This window comes from Pseudomonas sp. KH_046_1 (genome assembly GCF_057839025.1).
The window spans coordinates 932,671-951,819 of record NZ_CM174481.1; the positions used below are offsets into that span (position 1 = coordinate 932,671).

Annotated in this window: 16 protein-coding genes; 11 read left to right on the top strand and 5 right to left on the bottom strand. The window is 61.1% G+C overall.

The window, feature by feature from the left end; genetic code table 11:
* Positions 1 to 24 precede the first annotated feature (24 nt).
* The 4 genes from AC3IT9_RS04105 to gatC form a co-directional block, all read right to left on the bottom strand.
* Positions 25 to 399 carry a septal ring lytic transglycosylase RlpA family protein gene (locus tag AC3IT9_RS04105; protein WP_150727446.1) on the bottom strand — a complete coding sequence of 125 codons (375 nt, stop codon included), beginning with the start codon at positions 397 to 399 and terminating at the stop codon, positions 25 to 27.
* 148 nt (positions 400 to 547) lie between these two features.
* Positions 548 to 1,993, bottom strand: coding sequence for an Asp-tRNA(Asn)/Glu-tRNA(Gln) amidotransferase subunit GatB (gene gatB / locus AC3IT9_RS04110; protein WP_489272137.1), 1,446 nt, complete (start codon positions 1,991 to 1,993; stop codon positions 548 to 550).
* 10 nt (positions 1,994 to 2,003) lie between these two features.
* On the bottom strand, positions 2,004 to 3,455 hold the full coding sequence (gene gatA, locus AC3IT9_RS04115; protein ID WP_150754372.1) for an Asp-tRNA(Asn)/Glu-tRNA(Gln) amidotransferase subunit GatA: 1,452 nt from the start codon (positions 3,453 to 3,455) through the stop codon (positions 2,004 to 2,006).
* Positions 3,456 to 3,472: 17 nt separating this feature from the next.
* Positions 3,473 to 3,760: an Asp-tRNA(Asn)/Glu-tRNA(Gln) amidotransferase subunit GatC gene (gene gatC, locus AC3IT9_RS04120; protein WP_007901429.1), complete on the bottom strand. Its 288-nt coding sequence runs from the start codon at positions 3,758 to 3,760 to the stop codon at positions 3,473 to 3,475.
* 211 nt (positions 3,761 to 3,971) lie between these two features.
* Between gatC and mreB the strand changes: the two genes are divergently transcribed.
* From mreB to tldD, 8 genes are all read left to right on the top strand, one after another.
* Entirely contained in the window at positions 3,972 to 5,009 is a 1,038-nt protein-coding gene (gene mreB, locus AC3IT9_RS04125; RefSeq protein WP_002555108.1) for a rod shape-determining protein MreB, read from the top strand.
* Positions 5,010 to 5,152: 143 nt separating this feature from the next.
* Positions 5,153 to 6,289 carry a rod shape-determining protein MreC gene (gene mreC, locus AC3IT9_RS04130; RefSeq protein WP_150727443.1) on the top strand — a complete coding sequence of 379 codons (1,137 nt, stop codon included), beginning with the start codon at positions 5,153 to 5,155 and terminating at the stop codon, positions 6,287 to 6,289.
* Positions 6,289 to 6,780, top strand: coding sequence for a rod shape-determining protein MreD (gene mreD / locus AC3IT9_RS04135; protein ID WP_007970244.1), 492 nt, complete (start codon positions 6,289 to 6,291; stop codon positions 6,778 to 6,780). Before mreC ends, mreD begins: the two co-directional genes overlap by 1 nt.
* A gap of 32 nt (positions 6,781 to 6,812) precedes the next feature.
* Positions 6,813 to 7,409 (top strand): Maf family protein, encoded by a 597-nt coding sequence (locus AC3IT9_RS04140; protein WP_489272138.1) that lies wholly within the window; start codon positions 6,813 to 6,815, stop codon positions 7,407 to 7,409.
* A gap of 57 nt (positions 7,410 to 7,466) precedes the next feature.
* The gene (rng, locus tag AC3IT9_RS04145; RefSeq protein ID WP_007970246.1) at positions 7,467 to 8,924 is read left to right on the top strand and encodes a ribonuclease G; all 1,458 of its coding nucleotides are present in this window, start codon (positions 7,467 to 7,469) and stop codon (positions 8,922 to 8,924) included.
* Positions 8,925 to 8,999: 75 nt separating this feature from the next.
* On the top strand, positions 9,000 to 12,803 hold the full coding sequence (locus AC3IT9_RS04150; protein ID WP_489272140.1) for a YhdP family protein: 3,804 nt from the start codon (positions 9,000 to 9,002) through the stop codon (positions 12,801 to 12,803).
* A 69-nt stretch (positions 12,804 to 12,872) separates the two neighbouring features.
* Positions 12,873 to 13,727: a carbon-nitrogen hydrolase family protein gene (locus AC3IT9_RS04155; RefSeq protein ID WP_150727440.1), complete on the top strand. Its 855-nt coding sequence runs from the start codon at positions 12,873 to 12,875 to the stop codon at positions 13,725 to 13,727.
* A gap of 12 nt (positions 13,728 to 13,739) precedes the next feature.
* Complete coding sequence (gene tldD, locus AC3IT9_RS04160) at positions 13,740 to 15,182, top strand: metalloprotease TldD (RefSeq protein ID WP_150727439.1); 1,443 nt, start codon at positions 13,740 to 13,742, stop codon at positions 15,180 to 15,182.
* Positions 15,183 to 15,230: 48 nt separating this feature from the next.
* Here the strand turns inward: tldD and yjgA are convergent, their stop codons facing one another.
* Positions 15,231 to 15,755, bottom strand: a complete 525-nt coding sequence (gene yjgA, locus AC3IT9_RS04165) for a ribosome biogenesis factor YjgA (protein ID WP_008046139.1) — start codon at positions 15,753 to 15,755, stop codon at positions 15,231 to 15,233.
* A gap of 108 nt (positions 15,756 to 15,863) precedes the next feature.
* On the opposite strand from yjgA, the gene pmbA reads away from it, so the two are divergent.
* The 3 genes from pmbA to AC3IT9_RS04180 all read left to right on the top strand — a co-directional run bounded on the left by pmbA (position 15,864) and on the right by AC3IT9_RS04180 (position 19,137).
* On the top strand, positions 15,864 to 17,210 hold the full coding sequence (gene pmbA, locus AC3IT9_RS04170) for a metalloprotease PmbA (RefSeq protein ID WP_150727438.1): 1,347 nt from the start codon (positions 15,864 to 15,866) through the stop codon (positions 17,208 to 17,210).
* A gap of 162 nt (positions 17,211 to 17,372) precedes the next feature.
* Positions 17,373 to 17,780 (top strand): FagA protein, encoded by a 408-nt coding sequence (locus tag AC3IT9_RS04175; RefSeq protein ID WP_489272142.1) that lies wholly within the window; start codon positions 17,373 to 17,375, stop codon positions 17,778 to 17,780.
* Positions 17,761 to 19,137 (top strand): class II fumarate hydratase, encoded by a 1,377-nt coding sequence (locus tag AC3IT9_RS04180; RefSeq protein WP_489272143.1) that lies wholly within the window; start codon positions 17,761 to 17,763, stop codon positions 19,135 to 19,137. The genes AC3IT9_RS04175 and AC3IT9_RS04180 overlap by 20 nt, the downstream gene beginning before the upstream one ends.
* Positions 19,138 to 19,149: the final 12 nt, after the last annotated feature.

Below are 19,149 nucleotides of genomic sequence, written 5' to 3' on the forward strand. Positions count from 1 at the left end.
CGAAAATGGTCGGGGCTCCATCGGTCAGTCGTCGAGGGCTTGCACGCGAACCCGCGCGGTGCCGCTGCGCAGCATGCCCAGGCGCTCGGCGGCTTCCTTTGACAGGTCGATCAGGCGGCCACGGGTGTGCGGCCCGCGATCATTGATGCGTACCACGCAGGATTTGTCGTTATTCAGATTGGTGACCTTCACCCGTGTACCGAAGGGTAGCTGGCGATGGGCGGCGGTCATGGAATTCATGTTGAAACGCTCGCCGTTGGCGGTGCGTTTGCCTTGGTGTTTGGCGCCGTAGTACGAAGCCACGCCGGTTTTGTCGTAGCCATGCGGATCGACGGTGTCGGTGCTGGCGCAACCGGCCAGGAGCGAGAGGAGGGCACAGGCGCTGAATAGACGTTTCATTCAAGGTTTTCCCGAAACAATTGTGGGAGCGAGCCTGCTCGCGATAGCGTTCTGACAGTCAACTCATCGTTGAGTGCCGGACCGCTATCGCGAGCAGGCTCGCTCCCACAGGGAATGGAGCCAGATTTTAGAGCTGGCTCCATCCTCATCAGCCTTCGAGCTTGCTTTTGAGCAGTTCGTTGACCTGTTGCGGGTTGGCCTTGCCTTTGGAGGCTTTCATGGCCTGGCCGACGAAGAAACCGAACATCTTGCCGCGCTTGGCTTCGTCTGCCGCGCGGTATTGTTCGACCTGCTCGGCGTTGGCCGCGAGCATTTCGTCCAGTACCGCCGAGATGGCGCCGGTGTCGGTCACTTGCTTGAGGCCGCGCTTGTCGATGATTTCGTCCGCGCTGCCTTCGCCGTTGGCCATCGCTTCAAACACCACCTTGGCGATCTTGCCGGAGATGGTGTTGTCCTTGATGCGCAGCAGCATGCCGCCCAGAAGCTCGGCGGAAACCGGCGACTCGTCGATGTCCAGGCCTTGCTTGTTGAGCAGGCTGCCCAACTCGACCATCACCCAGTTCGCCGCCAGTTTGGCGTCGCCGCCGATGCTCGCGACTTTCTCGAAGTAATCGGCTTGCTCGCGGCTGGTGGCCAGCACGCTGGCGTCATAGACCGACAGACCGAACTGCTCCTGGAAGCGCTCGCGCTTCTGCGGTGGCAATTCCGGCAGGGTGACGCGTACTTCGTCGAGGAACGAGTTCTCGATGACCACCGGCAGCAGGTCCGGATCGGGGAAGTAACGGTAGTCGTTGGCTTCCTCTTTGCTGCGCATTGGACGAGTTTCGTCCTTGTTCGGATCGTACAGGCGGGTCTGCTGGATCACTTTTCCGCCGTCTTCGATCAATTCGATCTGACGCTGGATTTCGCTGTTGATCGCCTTCTCGATGAAACGGAATGAGTTGACGTTCTTGATTTCGCAGCGGGTGCCGAATTCGACCTGGCCTTTCGGGCGGATCGATACGTTGCAGTCGCAACGCAGCGAGCCTTCGGCCATGTTGCCGTCGCAAATCCCTAAGTAACGCACCAGCGCGTGGATCGCCTTGACGTAGGCCACGGCTTCCTTGGCGCTGCGCATGTCCGGCTCTGAAACGATTTCCAGCAGCGGCGTGCCGGCACGGTTCAGGTCGATGCCGCTGGCGCCGCTGAATTCTTCGTGCAGGCTCTTGCCGGCGTCTTCTTCCAGGTGCGCGCGGGTGATGCCGACACGTTTGACCGTGCCGTCTTCCAGGGCCATATCCAGGTGGCCCTTGCCGACGATCGGCAGCTCCATCTGGCTGATCTGGTAGCCCTTGGGCAGGTCCGGGTAGAAGTAGTTTTTACGCGCGAACACGTTGTGCTGACCGATCTCGGCGTCAATCGCCAGACCGAACATCACCGCCATGCGCACCGCTTCCTGGTTCAGCACCGGCAGCACGCCGGGCATGCCCAGGTCTACCAGGCTTGCCTGGGTGTTCGGCTCGGAACCGAACGTGGTGGAACTACCGGAAAAGATTTTCGACCGGGTGGTGAGCTGGGTGTGAATCTCCAGCCCGATCACGACTTCCCATTGCATGTGTGTCTCCTCAGAAGCCGGTTGGGGTGCGGGTGTGCCAGTCAGTGTTGAGCTGATACTGGTGGGCAACGTTCAACAGGCGACCTTCCTGGAAATACGGAGCGAGCAGCTGCACGCCGACTGGCAGGCCGTCGACAAAACCGGCCGGCATCGACAAGCCCGGCAGACCCGCGAGGTTGGCGGTGATGGTGTAGACGTCTTCCAGGTACGCAGCGACCGGGTCGCTGTTCTTGGCGCCAAGCTTCCAGGCCGGGTTCGGTGTGGTTGGGCCGAGGATGATGTCGACCTCATTGAAGGCTGCCATGAAGTCGTTCTTGATCAAGCGACGGATCTTCTGCGCCTTGAGGTAATAGGCATCGTAGTAACCGGCGGACAGCGCGTAGGCACCGACCATGATCCGGCGCTGTACTTCCGGGCCGAAACCTTCGCCACGGGAACGTTTGTACAGGTCTTCCAGGTTTTTCGGGTCTTCGCAGCGATAGCCGAAACGCACGCCGTCGAAACGCGACAGGTTGGAAGAGGCTTCCGCCGGGGCGATCACGTAGTACGCAGGGATCGCATGCTGCATGTTCGGCAGGCTGATTTCCTTGACCACGGCGCCGAGCTTTTTCAGCTCTTCAACGCTGGCCATAATCAGGTCGGCGATGCGCGGGTCGAGACCAGCACTGAAATACTCTTTAGGTACGCCGATGCGCAGGCCCTGCAGCGAACCGTTGAGGCTGGCGCTGTAATCAGGCACGGGCTCATCGATGCTGGTGGAGTCCTGCGGGTCGAAACCGGCCATGCCTTGCAACAAAATCGCGCAGTCTTCGGCAGTGCGCGCCAATGGGCCGCCCTGATCGAGGCTGGACGCATAGGCGATCATGCCCCAGCGCGAAACACGACCGTAGGTCGGTTTAAGGCCGGTGAGGTTGGTCAGGGCCGCGGGCTGACGAATGGAACCGCCAGTGTCGGTACCGGTGGCTGCCGGCAACAGACGAGCGGCAACCGCCGCCGCGGAGCCGCCGGACGAACCGCCCGGAACGTGTTCCAGGTTCCACGGGTTTTTCACCGCGCCGTAGTAGCTCGACTCGTTGGCCGAACCCATGGCGAATTCGTCCATGTTGGTCTTGCCCAGGGTCACGGCCCCGGCAGCGGCCAGCTTGGCGACGACGGTGGCGTCGTACGGTGCCTTGAAGTTGTCGAGCATCTTCGAGCCGCAGCTGGTGCGAATGCCCTGGGTGCAGAACAGGTCTTTGTGGGCGATCGGCGCGCCGAGCAGGGCGCCGCTCTCACCATTGGCCCTGCGGGCGTCAGCGGCTTTCGCCTGCGTGAGCGCCAGGTCCTCGGTGAGGCTGATGAAGCTGTTGAGCTGCGGATCGAGCTGGGCGATACGCGCCAGCAGGACCTTGGTCAGCTCTTCGGAGGAAAACTTTTTATCGGCGAGTCCGCGAGCGATCTCGGCCAGAGTCAATTGATGCATTGCAGGCTCTTTCCCTATTAGTCGATGACTTTCGGAACCAGGTACAGGCCGTTTTCGACCGCTGGTGCGATGGACTGGTAGGCCTCGCGGTGATTGGTCTCGGTCACGACGTCTGCGCGCAGGCGCTGGCTGGCTTCCAGTGGGTGGGCCAGCGGTTCGATACCGTCGGTATTGACCGCTTGCATTTCGTCGACCAGCCCGAGAATGCTGTTGAGGGCCGAAGTGATGTGTGGAAGATCGGCATCATTGAGGCCTAGGCAGGCCAGATGAGCGATTTTTTCCACGTCGGAGCGTTCAAGCGCCATTGGGATTCTCCAGTGGAAAACAAAACGGACGGCGTCCGTGTGTTAGATTGTCGGAACACTACCGCACTTCTACGGTCATAAGGCCGCGATTGTGGGGCTTGGTGCACAGAAAAGCGGCCAATTTAACATATTGGCGCCTTGCCCAAAATCCCTGTCGTTGTTAGAGTTTGCCGCACTTTTTTACCCACGCGTTGCCTAGGGTCCTTTCCCCATGTTCAAGAAACTGCGTGGCATGTTTTCCAGCGATCTTTCCATTGACCTGGGCACTGCCAACACCCTTATTTACGTGCGCGAGCGCGGTATCGTCCTGAATGAGCCCTCCGTTGTGGCCATTCGGACACACGGTAACCAGAAAAGTGTCGTTGCTGTCGGCACCGAGGCCAAGCGCATGCTCGGCCGTACGCCGGGTAACATTGCTGCCATTCGTCCGATGAAGGACGGCGTGATCGCCGACTTCAGCGTGTGCGAAAAAATGCTGCAGTACTTTATCAACAAAGTTCACGAAAACAGCTTCCTGCAGCCTAGCCCTCGCGTGTTGATCTGCGTTCCATGCAAATCCACCCAGGTTGAGCGTCGTGCCATCCGTGAATCGGCCCTTGGCGCCGGTGCCCGTGAAGTGTTCCTGATCGAGGAGCCGATGGCCGCTGCGATCGGTGCCGGCCTGCCGGTTGAAGAAGCTCGCGGTTCGATGGTCGTGGATATCGGTGGCGGTACCACTGAAATTGCGCTGATCTCCCTGAACGGTGTGGTTTACGCCGAATCCGTGCGCGTTGGCGGCGACCGCTTCGACGAAGCGATCATCACTTACGTGCGTCGCAACTACGGCAGCCTGATCGGTGAGTCCACCGCCGAGCGCATCAAACAGGAAATCGGCACTGCCTACCCGGGCGGCGAAGTTCGCGAAGTCGACGTTCGCGGTCGCAACCTGGCCGAAGGCGTTCCACGGGCATTCACTCTGAACTCCAACGAAGTGCTGGAAGCTCTGCAAGAGTCCCTGGCGACCATCGTTCAGGCCGTGAAAAGCGCCCTGGAGCAATCGCCGCCGGAACTGGCGTCCGACATCGCCGAGCGCGGCCTGGTATTGACCGGTGGTGGCGCCTTGCTGCGCGACCTGGACAAATTGCTGGCCCAGGAAACCGGTCTGCCGGTGATCGTTGCCGAAGACCCGCTGACCTGCGTTGCTCGCGGCGGTGGCCGTGCATTGGAAATGATGGATAAACACACCATGGACCTGCTTTCCAGCGAATAAGTCGCCGGATTGCCTCTATGCTGTTGAGCGCGCAGGCGGCACTTTGCAGTGCTGCCTGTTCGCGTTTATCTTCTGTCAGTCTGCATCCAGGCCGGATTGCTGCCGTATGAATAAACAGAACATTTGCCTGGGAGGAGCGGCTTATTAAACCGCTTTTCACCAAGGGCCCTTCACTGGGCGTGCGCCTGTTGGTGCTGGTCGTGCTATCGGTCGCGCTGATGGTGGTCGATGCCCGTTTCAGTCTGCTCAAGCCTGCACGCAGCCAGATGTCGCTGGTGCTGATGGACGCCTACTGGATCACCGACCTGCCCGGACGACTGTGGGAAGGCGTTGCCAGTCAGTTTGGCAGCCGGACCGAACTCGTCGCCGAAAACGAAAAACTCAAGACCGAGAACCTGCTGTTGCAGGGGCGCATGCAGAAGCTTGCCGCCCTGACCGAGCAGAACGTTCGGCTGCGCGAATTGCTCAACTCTTCGGCACTGGTCAACGAGAAGGTCGAAGTGGCCGAGTTGATCGGTATGGACCCCAACCCTTTCACCCATCGCATCATCATCAATAAAGGTGAGCGCGACGGCGTGGTCCTCGGTCAGCCGGTACTCGATGCCCGTGGCCTGATGGGCCAGGTGGTCGAGTTGATGCCCTACACCTCCCGCGTCTTGCTGCTGACCGATACCACCCACAGCATTCCGGTGCAGGTGAACCGTAACGGTTTGCGGGCGATCGCCAGTGGCACCGGCAACCCGGAGCGTCTCGAGTTGCGGCATGTGGCCGATACCGCCGATATCAAGGAAGGCGACCTGCTGGTCAGCTCCGGTCTCGGTCAGCGTTTCCCGGCCGGTTACCCGGTGGCGACGGTCAAGGAAGTGATTCACGATTCCGGCCAGCCGTTTGCCATTGTCCGCGCCATTCCGACCGCCGCCTTGAACCGTAGCCGTTACCTGCTGCTGGTGTTCAGCGACAACCGGACTGCCGAAGAGCGCGCCAACGACGCCGCACAGGCCCAGGAAAGCCTGGATGCACAGGGCGGTGGGCCGATCATTCCGGCGACGGTTCCGAAACTGGTCAGCCCCGCGGTCCCCGCTGTACCGGCCGCCGCACCGGCGACTTCTGCCACGGTGGCACCTGCGGCCACCGCACCTGCCAAGCCAACCACCACGCCAGCCAAGCCTGCGGCCTCGCATCCTGCGGCGGCTAAGCCGCCGGTGGCGCAACCCGCTGCCGCGAAGCCTGCCGCCAAACCGCCAGTGTCCGCGCCGGCCACTCCAGTGGGGAGAGAATAATGGGCGGTGTAAAAGCATCCCGAAACGGCTGGATAGTCTGGCTGACGTTCGCCGTCGGTCTGCTGTTGAGCGTTTCGCCTCTGCCGCAATTCATGGAAATCCTGCGCCCGTTGTGGCTGGCCTTGTTGCTGGCATTCTGGGCGTTGAACCTGCCGCAGACCGTCGGGATGGTGACGGCGTTTTGCCTGGGGCTGGCTGAAGACGTGCTCTACGGTACCTTGCTGGGGCAGAACGCCTTGATCCTGACGCTCATCACCTATCTGGTGCTGGCGCTGCAGCAACGCCTGCGGATGTTCCCGATGTGGCAGCAGAGCCTGGTGATCCTGGTGATCTTCGGCCTCGCCCAGCTTGTACAACTGTGGCTCAGCGCATTGACCGGCAATCGTCAGCCGACGCTGGCGCTGGTGCTGCCGGCACTGGTCAGTGCGCTGCTCTGGCCCTGGATCAGTTTCGGTTTGCGCGGACTGCGTCGACGCTACAAAATCAATTAATTCGCTCAGGCATTGGACAGGGAGAGGTCTTGATGAAACGGTTGTACCTCGCCTCTGGTTCGCCGCGTCGACGTGAACTGCTCACGCAGATCGGCGTTCCGTTCTGCGCCGTCAGTGCGGACATCGATGAAACTCCTTTAGCTCAAGAATCCCCGTTGGCCTATGTCGAGCGTCTGGCGCGCGGCAAGGCCGAGGTCGGACGCGGCAGCGTCGTGTCTGACGAACCGTTCTGCATACTCGGCGCCGATACCGCCGTGGTGCTCGATGGAAAAATTCTCGGCAAACCGGTTGATCAAGCGGATGCGTGCGCCATGCTGATGATGTTGTCAGGGTGTGAGCATGAGGTCCTGACCGCGATTGCCGTGCTCGATGGCGAACGTTGCGAATCCCGGGTTGTCACCAGTCGCGTGCGTTTTCGGGATATCAGTCGTGAAGAAGCCGTGGCCTACTGGGCCAGCGGCGAACCACGGGACAAGGCGGGCGGTTATGGCATTCAAGGACTGGGTGCGGTGTTTGTCGCCGGGCTCGATGGAAGTTATTCAGCGGTGGTCGGACTGCCGCTTTGCGAAACCGCGGAACTGCTCGGCCATTTCGGCATACCCTGTTGGCAACCCCGGAACGCGCTTTAAGCGTCTTCCTGAACAGATGCGGCCATTATCGTGAACATGTCTGAACGAGACCCTGCCATGAGTGAAGAGATCCTGATCAACATCACGCCGATGGAGTCGCGCGTGGCGGTGGTCGAAAACGGTGTCCTGCAAGAGGTCCATGTCGAGCGTACGCAAAAGCGCGGGATCGTCGGCAACATCTATAAAGGCAAAGTCGTGCGGGTATTGCCGGGAATGCAGGCGGCATTCGTCGATATCGGCCTGGACCGTGCCGCGTTCATTCATGCATCGGAAATTTCCCTGCGCGAAGGCCCGGCGGTCGAGAGCATCAGTGCGCTGGTGCACGAAGGCCAGAGCCTGGTGGTGCAAGTGACCAAGGACCCGATCGGTTCGAAGGGCGCACGCCTGACCACCCAGCTGTCGATCCCTTCGCGTTACCTGGTGTACATGCCGCGCACCGCTCACGTCGGCATTTCCCTGAAGATCGAGGACGAAGCCGAGCGCGAACGCCTCAAGCAAGTGGTCACCGATTGCGTGGCCAAGGAAGGGATCAAGGAAGCCGGCGGTTTCATCCTGCGCACGGCAGCCGAAGGTGCTGGCGCCGATGAAATCCTCATGGACATCCGCTACCTGCGAAGGCTCTGGGATCAGATCAGCGCCCAGATCAAAACCATCAGCGCGCCCAGTGTGATCTACGAAGACCTCGGTTTGGCGCTGCGCACCCTGCGTGACCTGGTAAGCCCGAAAATCGAGAAAATCCGCATCGACTCCCGGGAAACCTTCCAGAAGACCACGCAATTCGTCGCCGAATTGATGCCCGAGATTGCCGACCGCCTGGAGCATTACCCGGGCGAGCGACCGATTTTCGACCTGTATGGCGTCGAGGACGAAATCCAGAAGGCTCTCGAGCGCAAGGTTCCGCTCAAGTCTGGCGGTTATCTGGTGGTCGACCCGGCGGAAGCCATGAGCACCATCGACGTCAACACCGGGGCGTTCGTCGGCCATCGCAATCTCGAAGAAACCATCTTCAAGACCAACCTCGAAGCCGCGACGGCCATCGCCCGCCAATTGCGCCTGCGCAACCTTGGCGGAATCATCATCATCGACTTCATCGACATGGAAGATGAAGAACACCAGCGCCAGGTGTTGCGCACGCTCGAAAAGCAACTGGAGCGCGATCACGCCAAGACCAACATCATCGGTATCACCGAGTTGGGCCTGGTGCAGATGACCCGCAAGCGCACCCGCGAAAGCCTTGAACAAGTGTTGTGCGAGCCATGCAACGCCTGTCAGGGGCGCGGCAAGCTCAAGACCCCGGAAACCGTTTGCTACGAAATCTTCCGCGAAATCCTGCGTGAGGCTCGCGCCTATCAGGCGGAAGGCTATCGTGTATTGGCGAACCAGAAAGTTGTCGACCGTCTGCTGGACGAAGAGTCGGGCAACGTTGCCGAACTGGAAGGGTTTATCGGGCGCACCATCCGGTTCCAGGTAGAAACCATGTATTCCCAGGAACAATACGACGTGGTGTTGCTCTGAGTCGCTGCGTTTTAACTTTTCCTGAACGGCTGGCCTCAGCTTTTTGCAAAACTTTTGCCATGGGGGCCACCTGACATGGACCGTCTTACACGCATTTTGGCCGCACTGACCCGCTGGGGTCTGGGCCTGTGCGCGTTGGTTTTGGTGTTGATGGCGCTCTACGTCAGCCTGGGCCGGGAGCTGACGCCGTTAGTCGCCGAGTACCGTGCCGACATCGAAACCAAAGCCAGCGATGCCTTGGGCATGCCGTTGCAGATCGGCGAGCTGGAAGGCAACTGGAGTGGTTTCGCGCCGATATTGATGGCCCGCGATGTGACCGTCGGCGAGGGTGCCAACGCCTTGCATCTGGATCAGGTGCGTGCGGTGCCGGACCTTTGGGGCAGTCTTCTGGCGCGACAGGTACGCATCGCTCATCTGGAACTCAGCGGCCTGAAGATCAACCTCAAGCAAGGTGAGGACGGTCAGTGGGCGCTGGAAGGTTTGCCGGTGCGCCAGGACCAGCCCACCGATCCGGAGCAACTGCTCAATCAGATGCAGATGCTTCAGCAACTGTCGGTGCTCGACAGCCAAGTGACCTTGCAGCCGTTTGGCGAGTCGCCGCTGACCCTGACTTATGTCGGCCTTAATCTGAAAACCGGAGTGTCGCGGCAGCGGCTCGACGCACGACTGACCCTGCCTGACGGGCAGCCGGTAGCCATGAGTCTGCGCACCCGCATTCGTGCCAGCCAATGGCAGGACGGTGAAGCCGAGGTCTATCTGAGCCTGCCGCAAAGCGACTGGTCGAAATGGTTACCTGAACGTCTGACCCAACAGTGGAATTTTTCCGAGATCAAGGCCGGTGGCGAGCTGTGGGTGACCTGGGGCAAAGGCACCTTGCAAAGTGCTGCGGTGCGCTTGAACGCGCCACAACTCAAGGGTGCCTACGCCGAGCGCAAGCCGATCCAGATCAATAACCTGGCGCTCAATGGATACTTCCAGCGCAATGCCGAAGGCGCGTCAGTGACTCTCGATTCCCTGGCGATGAACCTCGGCGAGACCCGCTGGGAAACGCATTTGCAGCTCAAGCAAAGCGCGGCCACCGACAAGACCGAAGAACTGTGGCATCTGCAAGCCGACCGCGTCGACCTGACCCCGCTCACGCCGCTGCTCAATGCCCTTGCGCCGTTGCCAGAAGGTTTTGCCACGGTCGTCGAGCGGCTCAAAGTCACGGGTGGCCTGCGTAACGTGCTGGTCGACTTCCGCCCGAATGCCACCGACGACAGCAAGTTCGGCTTTGCCGCCAACCTCGACCAGGTAGGCTTCGATGCCTATCACGGTGCGCCGGCGGCGCGAAACGTCAGCGGCAGTATCAGTGGTGACCTGGGGCACGGCGAACTGCGCATGGACAGCAAGGATTTCATGCTGCACCTGGACCCGATTTTCGCCAAGCCATGGCAGTACATTCAGGCCAATGCACGGCTGACCTGGAAGCTCGATAAAGAAAGTTTCACCCTGATCGCGCCGTACCTGAAAGTGCTGGGCGAGGAAGGCAAGATCGCCGGCGACTTCCTGATTCGCCTGCATTTCGATCCCACCCAGGAAGACTACATGGACCTGCGGGTCGGCCTGGTGGACGGTGACGGTCGCTACACCGCCAAGTACTTGCCGACGGTCCTCAGCCCGGCGCTGGATGAATGGCTGCGCACGGCGATTCTCAAGGGCGCGGTGGACCAAGGGTTCTTCCAGTATCAAGGGTCGCTCAGTCACGGTGCCGCGGATGTGGATCGCAGCATCAGCCTGTACTTCAAGGTTCACGATGCCGAACTGGCCTTCCAGCCGGGCTGGCCCCACGTCAGCAAGGTCAGCGGTGATGTGTTTGTCGAAGACAGTGGTGTGCGGATTCTGGCCAGCAAGGGCCAGTTGCTCGACACGCAAGTCAGCGATATCTACGTCAACATTCCCCATGTACCGGCGGGGCAAAACGTTCATTTGTTCCTTGATGGCGGATTTGCCGGCGGTTTGGGCGATGGCCTGAAAATCCTCCAGGAAGCGCCGATAGGCACCGGGGCAACCTTTGCCGGCTGGGAAGGCGAGGGAGACCTGCAAGGCAAGCTGAAGTTGGATATTCCGTTGGCAAAAGGCGAGGAGCCGAAGATTCTCGTCGACTTCAAGACGGCCAAGGCACGCTTGAAACTGGCCGAACCTGTACTGGAACTGACCCAGCTCAAAGGTGATTTCCGTTTCGACAGCGCCAAAGGCCTGAGCGGGCACAACATCAGCGCACGGGCGTTCGACAAGCCGGTCACCGCACAGATTTTTGCCGATGGCCGCCCGGGCAAACTCAATACCCGGGTGACTGCGTCGGGCCAGGTCGAGGTCAAGAAACTGACCGACTGGCTGAAGGTGACCCAGCCTCTGCCGGTGAGCGGTGTGATTCCGTATCAACTGCAACTGACCCTGGACGGCGCAGACAGCCAATTGATGGTCAATTCCAACCTCAAGGGCGCGGCCGTCGATTTGCCTGCACCGTTCGGCATGACCGCCGATGCAGGGCGCGACACGACGTTCCGCATGACCTTGCAGGGCGACGAGCGGCGCTATTGGGCCAACTACGGGGACCTGGCGAGTTTCACGTTTGTGGCCCCGGCCAGCAATTTCGCCGACGGTCGCGGAGACTTGTTCCTCGGTGGCGGCGAGGCTGTGTTGCCTGGCACCAAAGGCCTGCGGATAAGGGGCGTGCTGTCGGAGCTGGACGTTGGCCCGTGGAAGGATCTGGTGGATAAATACGCCGGGCAAGACCCCGGCGGCAGCGCCAGGCAATTGCTCAGCGGCGCGGATTTCAAGGTGGGCAAGCTCAGTGGTATCGGTACCACGCTCGATCAGGCGTCGATCCAGTTGGCGCGCAAGCCTTCCGCCTGGGCGCTGCAGCTCGACAGCCAGCAGATCAAGGGCAGTGCCAGCCTTCCCGATTCGAAGGCCACGCCAATCACGGTCAATCTGCAAGCCGTGCGCCTGCCTGCACCGGACCCGACCGTGCTGGCCGATGAAAACTCGCCGGATCCACTGGCGTCGGTGGACCCGACGAAAATCCCCGCGATGGACATCATCATCAATCAGCTATTCCAGGGCCAGGATCTCGTGGGGGGCTGGTCGCTGAAGATTCGTCCTACGCCCAAGGGCATCGTGTTCAACTCCCTGGACCTGGGCCTCAAGGGCATGCTGTTGGTGGGCAGCGGAGGTTGGGAAGGCGTGCCGGGTGCCAGCAACAGCTGGTACAAGGGCCGTATCAGCGGCAAGAACCTCGCCGATGTGCTCAAGGGCTGGGGGTTTGCGCCGAGCGTCACCAGCCAGGACTTTCATATGGATGTCGATGGCCGCTGGCCCGGCTCGCCAGCCTGGGTGGCGACCAAACGCTTCTCCGGCTCGCTCGATGCAACGCTCAATCAGGGCCAGTTCGTCGAGGTCGAAGGCAGTGCCCAGGCGTTGCGGGTATTTGGTTTGCTCAACTTCAACTCCATCGGCCGGCGCTTGCGCCTGGACTTCTCCGACCTGTTCGGCAAAGGCCTGAGTTATGACCGGGTCAAGGGGCTGCTGGTTGGGACCAATGGGGTGTATGTCACCCGTGAGCCGATCCGGTTGACCGGCCCGTCGAGCACCATCGAACTCGACGGCACCCTGAACATGGTGGCCGATCAGATCGATGCGAAACTGCTGGTGACCTTGCCGGTAACCAATAACTTGCCGATCGCCGCACTGATCGTCGGTGCACCCGCGGTCGGCGGGGCGCTATTCCTGATCGATAAGCTGATCGGTGACCGCGTTTCCCGTTTCGCCAGTGTGAAGTACAGCGTCCAGGGGTCGTGGAAAGAACCGAAAATCACCTTCGACAAGGCTTTTTGAGATCCTTTTGAAAAGGCACTCGGCAAGCCTATGGAGTAGCATGGCCGCATACGATTCCAGGAGTGCGCCATGTCTGTAGCGGTGATTCAAATGGTCAGCCAGAGCGATGTGCTGGCCAATCTGGCCCAGGCCCGTCGCCTGCTCGAACAGGCGGCCACCGGCGGCGCGAAGCTCGCGGTATTGCCGGAAAACTTCGCCGCCATGGGCCGGCGCGACATTGCCGACATCGGGCGCGCCGAAGCACTGGGCGAAGGCCCGATCCTGCCCTGGTTGAAACAGACCGCACGCGACCTCAAGTTATGGATTGTGGCTGGCACATTGCCGTTGCCGCCGGTGGATCAGCCGACGGCCAAAGTGCATGCCTGTTCGTTGCTGGTCGATGACCAGGGCGAAACGGTGGCGCGCTACGACAAGCTGCACTTGTTCGATGTGGACGTGGCGGACAATCGTGGCCGTTATCGTGAATCCGATGACTATGCTTATGGCAGCGGGGTGGTCGTGGCAGACACGCCCGTCGGCCGGGTTGGCCTGACGGTCTGCTATGACCTGCGCTTTCCCGAGCTGTACAGCGAACTGCGCGCGGCCGGCGCGGAACTGATTACCGCCCCCTCGGCCTTCACGGCGGTGACCGGCGCGGCGCATTGGGATGTGCTGATTCGTGCGCGAGCCATAGAGACGCAATGTTACGTGCTCGCGGCTGCCCAGGGCGGGACGCATCCGGGGCCGCGGGAAACCTTTGGACATGCCGCCATCGTCGACCCGTGGGGGCGTGTGCTGGCGCAACAGGATCAAGGCGAGGCCGTGCTGCTGGCCGAACGCGACAGCAGCGAACAGGCGTCCATCCGGGCGCGGATGCCGGTGTCCAGTCACCGGCGCTTTTTCTCGCAGGGCGCCCAGCGACCTGCATCAGAACGACGAATTTAAGGCGTAAAGCATATGAGCGAGTTGTTGTCCTCAGTCAGTGAACACCTCCTGGCGCCCGGTGGCGTCACGATCGAGAGCCTGCAAGGTGTGCTCGGCGATCTGGCCGGGCCGGGCATCGATGCGGCCGACCTGTATTTCCAGGGGCAGATCTCCGAGTCCTGGGCGCTGGAAGACGGCATCGTCAAAGAAGGCAGCTTCAACCTTGACCAAGGTGTGGGCGTGCGCGCGCAATCGGGCGAAAAAACCGGTTTTGCCTACAGCAATGCCATCACCCTGGAAGCCCTGGGCGCGGCGGCGCGGGCCGCCCGTTCGATTTCCCGGGCCGGGCAGCACGGCACCGTACAGGCATTCACCAGCCAGGATGTCGCGCAGTTGTATGCGCCGGACAATCCCCTGGAAGTGCTGACCCGTGCCGAGAAAGTCGATTTGCTCAAGCGAATCGATGCCGCGACCCGCGCCCTCGACCCTCGCATCCAGCAAGTCACCGTGAGCATGGCCGGTGTCTGGGAGCGGATTCTGGTGGCATCCACCGATGGTGGTCTGGCGGCAGACGTGCGACCGCTGGTGCGTTTCAACGTCAGTGTGATCGTCGAGCAGAACGGTCGCCGCGAGCGCGGCGGTCATGGCGGTGGCGGTCGGACCGATTACCGCTATTTCCTCGCCGAAGACCGCGCCATGGGCTATGCCCGTGAAGCGTTGCGCCAGGCGCTGGTCAACCTTGAAGCCATTCCGGCACCGGCCGGTACCTTGCCGGTGGTGCTCGGTTCCGGTTGGTCGGGCGTGCTGCTGCACGAAGCCGTCGGTCATGGTCTGGAAGGCGACTTCAACCGCAAGGGCAGTTCGGCCTACAGCGGGCGCATGGGTGAGATGGTTGCGTCGAAGCTTTGCACTATTGTCGATGACGGCACCCTGGCTGGTCGCCGTGGCTCGTTGAGCGTCGACGACGAAGGCACGCCGACCGAGTGCACCACGCTGATCGAAAACGGCGTACTCAAGGGCTACATGCAGGACAAGCTCAACGCGCGCCTGATGGGCGTAGCGCGCACCGGTAACGGTCGTCGCGAATCCTACGCGCACCTGCCGATGCCGCGCATGACCAACACCTACATGCTTGCCGGCGAAAGCGACCCGGCGGAAATCATCGCCTCGGTGAAGCGCGGCATCTACTGCGCCAACCTGGGTGGCGGTCAGGTGGACATCACCAGCGGCAAGTTCGTGTTCTCCACCAGTGAGGCGTACCTGATCGAGGACGGCAAGATCACCGCTCCGGTCAAGGGCGCGACCCTGATCGGCAACGGGCCGGAAGCCATGAGCAAGGTGTCGATGGTTGGTAATGATCTGTCGCTGGACAGCGGCGTGGGCACATGTGGCAAGGATGGGCAGTCGGTGCCGGTGGGTGTCGGCCAGCCAACGCTGAAGATTGATGCGATCACCGTGGGTGGCACGGGTTCGTAAGAAGTGAGGCTGCGGGTGAGCTGCGAGGCAGCTCACCCGATTCGAGAATTAACGCAGACCGCGTTGAGTCTCGTCCAGCTCACGGATGTACTTGAAGATTTTACGGCTGGAAGCAGGAGGCTTGTTTTGCGCAAGCTCATGCTGGGCCTGACGGATCAGGGAGCGCAATTGCTGGCGGTCCGCGTCCGGGTAGTCGACGACGAATTTTTCCAGAACGGCATCGTCGCCGGCGATCAGACGATCGCGCCAGCGCTCCAGGTTATGGAAGCGTTCGTTGTATTGGCGAGTGGAGGCATCGAGTTGATCGAGCAGAACCAGAATGGCGGCAGTGTCCTGATCGCGCATCAGTTTGCCGATGAATTGAAGGTGCCGTTTACGCGCGATATTCGCGGTGTGCTTGGGCGCATCGGCCAGAGCCCGACGCATTCCGTCGGTCAAGGGCAGTTTTGCCAGCAAGTCAGGCTTGAGTGTTGTAAGGCGCTCGCCAAGGTCAACCAGAGCATGCAGCTCGCGTTTAACCTGGGATTTGCTTTTTTCTCCCGTATCGAGGGAGTCGTCGTAAGAATCAACCATGGTGGCCGTCCGCAAAGAAACGCCGCCATGATAACCAGTCGGGGGCCGCTTGTCCGGCCCGGTCGCTCGATGACCGTTACCGAAAGCAGAATTTGAGTGGAGAACAGCATGAGTGCAGTTGAAAGCGTCGGCCCACAAGCGTTGCCGGCACTGCAGGAACAAGTCGAGCAGATCATCGCTGAAGCCAAACGCCAGGGCGCCAGTGCCTGTGAAGTGGCGGTGTCACTGGAGCAGGGCTTGTCGACCACGGTGCGCCAGCGTGAAGTCGAAACCGTTGAATTCAACCGTGATCAGGGTTTCGGCATCACCTTGTACGTCGGCCAGCGCAAAGGCTCCGCCAGCACCTCGGCTAGCGGTCCGGAAGCTATCCGCGAGACAGTTGCCGCAGCACTGGCCATCGCCAAGCACACCTCTGAAGATGAAGCCTCGGGCCTGGCGGATGCCGCGCTGATGGCGCGGGATATTCAGGATTTCGACCTGTTCCACCAATGGGACATCACTCCGGAACAAGCCATCGAACAGGCCCTGGCCTGCGAAGCCGCGGCGTTTGCCGCCGACAGCCGGATCAAGAACGCCGACGGCACCACCCTCAGCACCCATCAGGGCTGCCGCGTTTATGGCAACAGCCACGGGTTTATCGGCGGTTACGCGTCGACTCGCCACAGCCTGAGCTGCGTGATGATCGCCGAGGCCGATGGCCAGATGCAGCGCGATTACTGGTACGACGTGAACCGCCAGGGCAATCTGCTGGCCGACCCGGTCAGCATCGGCCAGCGCGCTGCGCAACGGGCGGCGAGTCGTCTGGGCGCGCGTCCGGTGCCGACTTGCGAGGTGCCGGTGCTGTTTTCCGCCGAGTTGGCTGGAGGACTGTTCGGCAGTTTCCTGTCGGCGATTTCCGGCGGCAGCCTGTATCGCAAGTCGTCGTTCCTTGAAGGTACTCTCGGTCAGAAGCTGTTTCCGGAGTGGCTGACCATCGACGAGCGTCCGCATCTGATGCGGGCATTGGGCAGCGCAGCGTTCGATGGTGATGGTTTGGCAACCTATGCCAAACCGTTCGTCGAAAAAGGTGAGTTGGTGTCGTACATCCTCGGCACCTACTCCGGTCGCAAGCTCGGCATGCCGAGCACCGCCAATGCCGGGGGCGTGCACAACCTGTTCGTCACCCATGGCGATGAAGACCAGGCCGCCTTGCTGCGCCGCATGGGCCGCGGATTGCTGGTGACCGAGTTGATGGGCCAAGGCCTGAACATGGTGACCGGTGATTATTCCCGGGGCGCGGCGGGTTACTGGGTCGAGAACGGCGAAATCCAGTTCGCGGTGCAGGAAGTGACCATTGCCGGCAACATGCGTGACATGTTCAAGCAGATCGTTGCCGTGGGTAACGATCTTGAGTTGCGCAGCAACATTCGCACCGGTTCGGTGCTGATCGAGCGGATGACGGTGGCGGGTAGCTAAAGCCCGGCAGCAATACAAAAAGGCGCGCCACCCATTGGGTGGCGCGCCTTTTTTATTGGCTACAACACAGATCCCCTGTGGGAGGTAACTTGCCCTTACAGCCTTGTTTTGTTTCTCATTATCACTTAATAATAAATCTCATTACCGAGCGAGCCCCGGATCATGAGTTCTGCCTTGCACGAGCAGCCGTACCTCGAAAGCTGGCGCTGGATGAGTCGCCAGATCCGTTGCGCGATGAACCCCGACGAGCCTCGCCTGATCGACCACTACCTGGCCGAAGGCCGGTATCTGGCGTGTTGCACGGCCACCTCACCCTGGACCGTCGCCGAAACCTCCTTCCGTTTGTTGCTCGATACCGCCGCCGATGTCGCGCTGCCGTGGCACTGGCGCACCTACTGTCTCGACCAGGCCTGGCGCCCGCTGCGCGACCTCGAACGCCTTTCGTTGTGCAAATGCCGCCTCAAGCGCTGGCAGAGCTACACCTGGCAACTCGCGACCTGTGAGTTGCAGCCCTCGATTCCCCTCATAGAACTGGTGCAAGGATTTACAGATGACCAAGACACGTATTGAGCGCGACAGCATGGGCGAGCTTCAGGTCCCGGTGGACGCCCTCTACGGCGCACAGACTCAGCGTGCGGTGGATAACTTCCCGATCAGCGGCAAACCGATGCCGGTTCAGTTCATTCGCGCGCTGATCCTCGCCAAGGCAGCGGCCGCCCGCGCCAACGTCGAACTCAGGCAGATCAGCGAAGCCCAGGGCAAAGCCATCGTCGACGCGGCCCAAGGGCTGCTCGAAGGCGATTTCATGCAGCATTTTCCGGTGGATATCTTCCAGACCGGTTCCGGTACCAGCTCCAACATGAACGCCAATGAAGTGATCGCCACGCTGGCCAGTCGCTTGCTCGGCGAGGCGGTGAACCCCAACGATCACGTCAACTGCGGGCAAAGCAGCAACGACATCATCCCGACCACGATTCACGTCAGTGCCGCGCTGGCGTTGCATGAGCAGTTGCTGCCGGCGCTGACGCATCTGGTACAGGTCATCGAGCACAAGGCCGGGCAAGTTCATCACCACGTCAAGACCGGGCGCACGCACCTGATGGACGCCATGCCAGTGCGCATGAGCCAGGTGCTCAATGGTTGGGCGCAGCAGCTCAAGGCCAACATCGGCCATCTGCGAGACTTGCAGCCAAGCCTGCAATCCCTGGCCCAGGGCGGAACGGCGGTGGGTACGGGTGTCAATGCGCACCCCGAGTTCGCGGCACGTTTCAGCCAGCAGCTAAGCAAATTGACTCGGGTTGAATTCCAGCCAGGCAAGGATCTGTTCGCGCTGATCGGCTCTCAGGACACTGCCGTTGCAGTCTCCGGACAGCTAAAGGCCACCGCCGTGTCGCTGATGAAAATCGCCAATGACCTGCGCTGGATGAACTCCGGCCCGCTGGCCGGCCTTGGCGAGATCGAACTCGAAGCCTTGCAACCGGGCTCCTCGATCATGCCGGGCAAGGTCAATCCGGTGATTCCGGAGGCCACCGCGATGGTCGCGGCTCAGGTGATCGGCAACGACAGCGTGATCACCATCGCCGGTCAATCGGGCAACTTTGAATTGAACGTGATGCTGCCGATCATCGCCCAGAACCTGCTGAGCAGCATTGAGTTGCTGGCCAACTCCAGCCGCCTGCTGGCGGACAAGGCCATCGCCAGCTTCAAGGTCAACGAAGGCCGGATCAAGGAAGCGCTGTCACGCAACCCGATTCTGGTCACCGCGCTCAACCCGATCATCGGTTACCAGAAAGCAGCCGAGATTGCCAAGAAGGCTTATCAGCAAGGCCGGCCGGTGATTGACGTTGCGCTGGAATACACCGAGCTGTCGCGCAGCCAGCTGGAAGAATTGCTCAACCCGGAAAAACTCACCGCGGGCGGCGTGTAAGCCCCGTTACCG